The 6,645-nt window shown below is 43.7% G+C and carries 3 rRNA genes; all 3 read left to right on the forward strand.

Annotated features, from left to right (window positions below):
* The first annotated feature begins 204 nt into the window (after positions 1 to 204).
* The 3 genes from ACMHYH_RS00480 (at position 205) to rrf (ending at position 5,091) form a co-directional block, all read left to right on the forward strand.
* A 16S ribosomal RNA gene (locus tag ACMHYH_RS00480) occupies positions 205 to 1,762 on the forward strand.
* 203 nt (positions 1,763 to 1,965) lie between these two features.
* Positions 1,966 to 4,886 (forward strand): 23S ribosomal RNA (locus ACMHYH_RS00485).
* A gap of 89 nt (positions 4,887 to 4,975) precedes the next feature.
* Positions 4,976 to 5,091, forward strand: a 5S ribosomal RNA gene (gene rrf / locus ACMHYH_RS00490).
* Together the 16S, 23S and 5S rRNA genes form the textbook arrangement of a ribosomal RNA operon.
* Positions 5,092 to 6,645: the final 1,554 nt, after the last annotated feature.

Here is a 6,645-nt window from a genome sequence, read left to right on the forward strand (position 1 = left end):
GTAATATTTAGAAGTTGTCAAAACGACGACGCAAACAAATTAGACCTTTGAAAACTGAACAAAGTAAAACAACAAACTGTGAACGGCGGTTCGGCCAAGGGTCGAACCAAAAGAAACAAAGTGAATAATTATTCGCTAGCAAGTCATTTTAATGAGCTTCAAGCATCGTTAAAAAGCGAAACAATCCTAACGGGTTGCTTCAACTTTTATGAGAGTTTGATCCTGGCTCAGGACGAACGCTGGCGGCATGCCTAATACATGCAAGTCGAACGCTTCTTCTATTGAGTGCTTGCACTCGATAGAAGAGGAGTGGCGGACGGGTGAGTAACACGTGGGTAACCTGCCCATAAGTGGGGGATAACATTCGGAAACGGATGCTAATACCGCATAATTCTGATTGCCGCATGGCAGACAGATGAAAGGTGGCTTCGGCTACCGCTTATGGATGGACCCGCGGCGTATTAGCTAGTTGGTGAGGTAATGGCTCACCAAGGCAATGATACGTAGCCGACCTGAGAGGGTGATCGGCCACACTGGGACTGAGACACGGCCCAGACTCCTACGGGAGGCAGCAGTAGGGAATCTTCCGCAATGGACGAAAGTCTGACGGAGCAATGCCGCGTGAGTGAAGAAGGTTTTCGGATCGTAAAACTCTGTTGTTAGAGAAGAACAAGGATGAGAGTAACTGCTCATCCCCTGACGGTATCTAACCAGAAAGCCATGGCTAACTACGTGCCAGCAGCCGCGGTAATACGTAGATGGCAAGCGTTGTCCGGATTTATTGGGCGTAAAGCGAGCGCAGGCGGTTCTTTAAGTCTGATGTGAAAGACCCCAGCTCAACTGGGGAAGGTCATTGGAAACTGGAGAACTTGAGTGCAGAAGAGGAGAGTGGAATTCCATGTGTAGCGGTGAAATGCGTAGATATATGGAGGAACACCAGTGGCGAAGGCGACTCTCTGGTCTGTAACTGACGCTGAGGCTCGAAAGCGTGGGGAGCAAACAGGATTAGATACCCTGGTAGTCCACGCCGTAAACGATGAGTGCTAAGTGTTGGGGGGTTTCCGCCCCTCAGTGCTGCAGCTAACGCATTAAGCACTCCGCCTGGGGAGTACGGCCGCAAGGCTGAAACTCAAAGGAATTGACGGGGACCCGCACAAGCGGTGGAGCATGTGGTTTAATTCGAAGCAACGCGAAGAACCTTACCAGGTCTTGACATCCTTTGACCACTCTAGAGATAGAGCTTTCCCTTCGGGGACAAAGTGACAGGTGGTGCATGGTTGTCGTCAGCTCGTGTCGTGAGATGTTGGGTTAAGTCCCGCAACGAGCGCAACCCCTATTATTAGTTGCCAGCATTCAGTTGGGCACTCTAGTGAGACTGCCGGTGATAAACCGGAGGAAGGTGGGGATGACGTCAAATCATCATGCCCCTTATGACCTGGGCTACACACGTGCTACAATGGATGGTACAACGAGTCGCAAGATCGCGAGGTCAAGCTAATCTCTTAAAGCCATTCTCAGTTCGGATTGCAGGCTGCAACTCGCCTGCATGAAGCCGGAATCGCTAGTAATCGCGGATCAGAACGCCGCGGTGAATACGTTCCCGGGTCTTGTACACACCGCCCGTCACACCACGAGAGTTTGTAACACCCGAAGTCGGTGAGGTAACCCTTTTGGGAGCCAGCCGCCTAAGGTGGGATAGATAATTGGGGTGAAGTCGTAACAAGGTAGCCGTATCGGAAGGTGCGGCTGGATCACCTCCTTTCTAAGGATATAACGGAACCGTCACAGTTGTTTTACTTTGTTTAGTTTTGAGAGGTCTAATCTTCTCAAAAAGTAAGTAGTTGTTCTTTGAAAACTGGATAGTGTTTAACATGTAAGAAAAGCAAGAAACCAAGAAAACATCGCGTTTTATTTTTTAATGTATTTCTTCACCTTAGGGTGAATGAGATAGTTAACATGACCATAGGTTAAGTTAATAAGGGCGCACGGTGGATGCCTTGGCACTAGGAGCCGAAGAAGGACGGGACTAACGCCGATATGCTTTGGGGAGCTGTAAGTAAGCTTTGATCCAGAGATTTCCGAATGGGGAAACCCAACACTCTTTATCGGGTGTTACTATTGACTGAATACATAGGTCAATAGAGGTAGACGCAGAGAACTGAAACATCTAAGTACCTGCAGGAAGAGAAAGAAAAATCGATTCCCTGAGTAGCGGCGAGCGAAACGGGAATAGCCCAAACCAGAAAGCTTGCTTTCTGGGGTTGTAGGACTGAACACATAGAGTCATAAATGAACGAAGTAGGAGAAGCGACCTGGAAAGGTCCGCCGAAGAGGGTAATAGCCCCGTAACTGAAACTTTGTTCACTCTGATCAGTATCCTGAGTACGGCGGAACACGAGAAATTCCGTCGGAATCCGGGAGGACCATCTCCCAAGGCTAAATACTCCCTAGTGACCGATAGTGAACCAGTACCGTGAGGGAAAGGTGAAAAGAACCCCGGAAGGGGAGTGAAACAGCACCTGAAACCGTGTGCTTACAAGTAGTTAGAGCCCGTTAATGGGTGATAGCGTGCCTTTTGTAGAATGAACCGGCGAGTTACGATCCCATGCGAGGTTAAGTTGATGAGACGGAGCCGTAGCGAAAGCGAGTCTGAATAGGGCGAATGAGTATGTGGTCGTAGACCCGAAACCAAGTGATCTACCCATGTCCAGGTTGAAGGTGCGGTAATACGCACTGGAGGACCGAACCCACGTATGTTGAAAAATGCGGGGATGAGGTGTGGGTAGCGGAGAAATTCCAATCGAACTTGGAGATAGCTGGTTCTCTCCGAAATAGCTTTAGGGCTAGCCTCGGAATTAGAATCATGGAGGTAGAGCAACTGTTTGGACTAGGGGCCCTTCTCGGGTTACCGAATTCAGATAAACTCCGAATGCCATTGATTTATATCCGGGAGTCAGACTACGAGTGATAAGATCCGTAGTCGAGAGGGAAACAGCCCAGACCACCAGCTAAGGTCCCAAAGTTTATGTTAAGTGGAAAAGGATGTGGGGTTGCTTAGACAACTAGGATGTTGGCTCAGAAGCAGCCATCATTTAAAGAGTGCGTAATAGCTCACTAGTCGAGTGACCCTGCGCCGAAAATTTACCGGGGCTAAACATAACACCGAAGCTGTGGATAGAACTTAGGTTCTATGGTAGGAGAGCGTTCTAAGGGCGTCGAAGCTAGACCGTGAGGACTGGTGGAGCGCTTAGAAGTGAGAATGCCGGTATGAGTAGCGAAAGACGGGTGAGAATCCCGTCCACCGAATGACTAAGGTTTCCTGGGGAAGGCTCGTCCTCCCAGGGTTAGTCGGGACCTAAGTCGAGGCCGATAGGCGTAGACGATGGACAACAGGTTGAGATTCCTGTACCAGTTTGTTTTGTTTGAACAATGGAGGGACACAGTAGGCTACGGAATACGCACTGTTGGATATGTGCGTCCAAGCAACAAGTCTTGAGGTGAGTCAAATGCTTGCCTCTAGTAAGGACAAGTTGTGATGGGGAGAGAAATTAAGTATCGAAGTTCCCGATGTCACACTGTCAAGAAAAGCTTCTAGTTAGAAACAATCTGCCCGTACCGCAAACCGACACAGGTAGTCGAGGAGAGAATCCTAAGGTGTGCGAGCGAACTCTCGTTAAGGAACTCGGCAAAATGACCCCGTAACTTCGGGAGAAGGGGTGCTGACCAATTGGTCAGCCGCAGTGAATAGGCCCAAGCAACTGTTTATCAAAAACACAGGTCTCTGCTAAATCGAAAGATGACGTATAGGGGCTGACGCCTGCCCGGTGCTGGAAGGTTAAGAGGATGGGTTAGCTCTCGAGCGAAGCTCAGAATTGAAGCCCCAGTAAACGGCGGCCGTAACTATAACGGTCCTAAGGTAGCGAAATTCCTTGTCGGGTAAGTTCCGACCCGCACGAAAGGCGTAATGATTTGGGCACTGTCTCAACGAGAGACTCGGTGAAATTATAGTACCTGTGAAGATGCAGGTTACCCGCGACAGGACGGAAAGACCCCATGGAGCTTTACTGCAGTTTGATATTGAGTGTTTGTACAGCTTGTACAGGATAGGTAGGAGCCTATGAAGCCAGGACGCTAGTCTTGGTGGAGGCAATGGTGGGATACTACCCTTGCTGTATGACCACTCTAACCCTCAGCCATGATCTGGCTGGGAGACAGTGTCTGACGGGCAGTTTGACTGGGGCGGTCGCCTCCTAAAGTGTAACGGAGGCGCCCAAAGGTTCCCTCAGAATGGTTGGAAATCATTCGTAGAGTGTAAAGGCAGAAGGGAGCTTGACTGCGAGACCTACAAGTCGAGCAGGGACGAAAGTCGGGCTTAGTGATCCGGTGGTTCCGTATGGAAGGGCCATCGCTCAACGGATAAAAGCTACCCTGGGGATAACAGGCTTATCTCCCCCAAGAGTCCACATCGACGGGGAGGTTTGGCACCTCGATGTCGGCTCATCGCATCCTGGGGCTGTAGTCGGTCCCAAGGGTTGGGCTGTTCGCCCATTAAAGCGGTACGCGAGCTGGGTTCAGAACGTCGTGAGACAGTTCGGTCCCTATCCGTCGCGGGCGCAGGAAATTTGAGAGGAGCTGTCCTTAGTACGAGAGGACCGGGATGGACACACCGCTGGTGTACCAGTTGTTCTGCCAAGAGCATCGCTGGGTAGCTATGTGTGGACGGGATAAACGCTGAAAGCATCTAAGCGTGAAGCCCCCCTCAAGATGAGATTTCCCATCACGTAAGTGAGTAAGACCCCTGAGAGATGATCAGGTAGATAGGTTGGAAGTGGAAGTACAGCGATGTATGGAGCGGACCAATACTAATCGGTCGAGGACTTAACCATTTTTAAACGATGAAGAAACGGTTTTATTGTCTTATAGTTAAACACTATCCAGTTTTGAGAGAACAACGTTCTCTTATAGCTAAAAGATGTGTGGTGGCGATGGCAAGAAGGTCACACCTGTTCCCATGCCGAACACAGTAGTTAAGCTTCTTAGCGCCGATGGTAGTGAAGGGTTTCCCTTTGTGAGAGTAGGACGCTGCCGCGCATCTTTAAAAAGTATCATCTTCGGATGATACTTTTTTTTATTATTAATAATTTTAATGAAGTTGGAGATCATTAAAATTATTAAGATAAGACATTAAGACATAGAAAGAAAAGATGGAAGTTTTTATCTAGAGTGGTGGCTGATTATCATAAGATACATACTATCAACTATACTTTAAATTAAAAATCCAGTACTAAATGACCTTTTTTATCAAAATAGAATCCAATTGTTTTGTATTAAATGACTAATTTTTATAGTTTATACAATGTATCTATTTTGAAGAAATAAAAATCTATATCTATATTACTTCAATAGGTAAAAAGAATTCTTTATACCAAATCCAGACTACTCATCTAATACCAATAAAAAGAATTAGACATGCGGTAAGTATAAAAATTCTTTGATAAAGATGAGAAACGCAGTTTCATTTAAACTACTCAATTTTTATAGAATGATTGATGTGAAAATTTTAAAAAGATAATAAAGACTTTGTATTGAGAAAATTCCTTTTACTGATGTTACAGAAATATAGAAGCACTCTGGTGAATAAATATTTTTTTGAAAATATATCAAATAGTGTATGATGATTAAATTTTTTTAAGAAATAAAAAAGTAGTGGCAATTAATAAGTTTAGTAACTATTCTAAGTAAAAATAAGCAGAAGAAATATTATTACTAGAAATAACATAAAAAATTTTAGAAAAACTATTTCATTTTATAATAGATCTTTCTGTCATTTTATGTAGGTCAATGGATTTAAGATGCTATTTTGTGTGAAATAGGTTTTAGGATGTAAAAATGACTGTAGTTGTTTTATGTATAAACAGAAAAAATCGATAACGAGACTAGGGCTCCTAAATTCAAGAAGTATAATATTTTTCATTAGCTTAATTTAGAAGCAGGATAGTATTATTTATTTTACTATTTTCTAATAAAAAAATTATTTGATATTCTTTATTAACAATAAATGTCTTATAATTTTATCTAATAGGTTTTTTGTTATAGTTATTTTATTTTTTTATCATTTTAATCCGCTATATTTTTTTGGAAATTTTACAAAGTATTTATATTAGAAAAATAAAATTTTAATGATATAAGAAAAATATATAGTAGCGTTTTATACAAATACAAGTATAAATATGTATTTTAAAAAGACCGATTATTTTATAACGGAACATTATAGAGTGAAAATAACTTAATATTCGTTTTATAGACAATAATAAGTCGCGAAACAGCTAATACCATTTAGTCAATGTTCATATTTATATAAGAAAAAAATTCTTTTAAAAATTCTTGACGGAAAGCAAATAAGCTGTTATATTAGTAGATGTCGCAGCGATACGTTGCAACAACGAAACAAAAAAGAAAAAATTAATTATTAAAAAGTTGTTGACAAGTTAGTCATCATCTGGTAATATTTAGAAGTTGTCAAAACGACAACGCAAACAAATTAGACCTTTGAAAACTGAACAAAGTAAAACAACAAACTGTGAACGGCGGTTCGGCCAAGGGTCGAACCAAAAGAAACAAAGTGAATAATTATTCGCTAGCAAG

It is taken from the genome of Carnobacterium sp. TMP28 (genome assembly GCF_047553015.1).
Classification (GTDB): domain Bacteria; phylum Bacillota; class Bacilli; order Lactobacillales; family Carnobacteriaceae; genus Carnobacterium_A.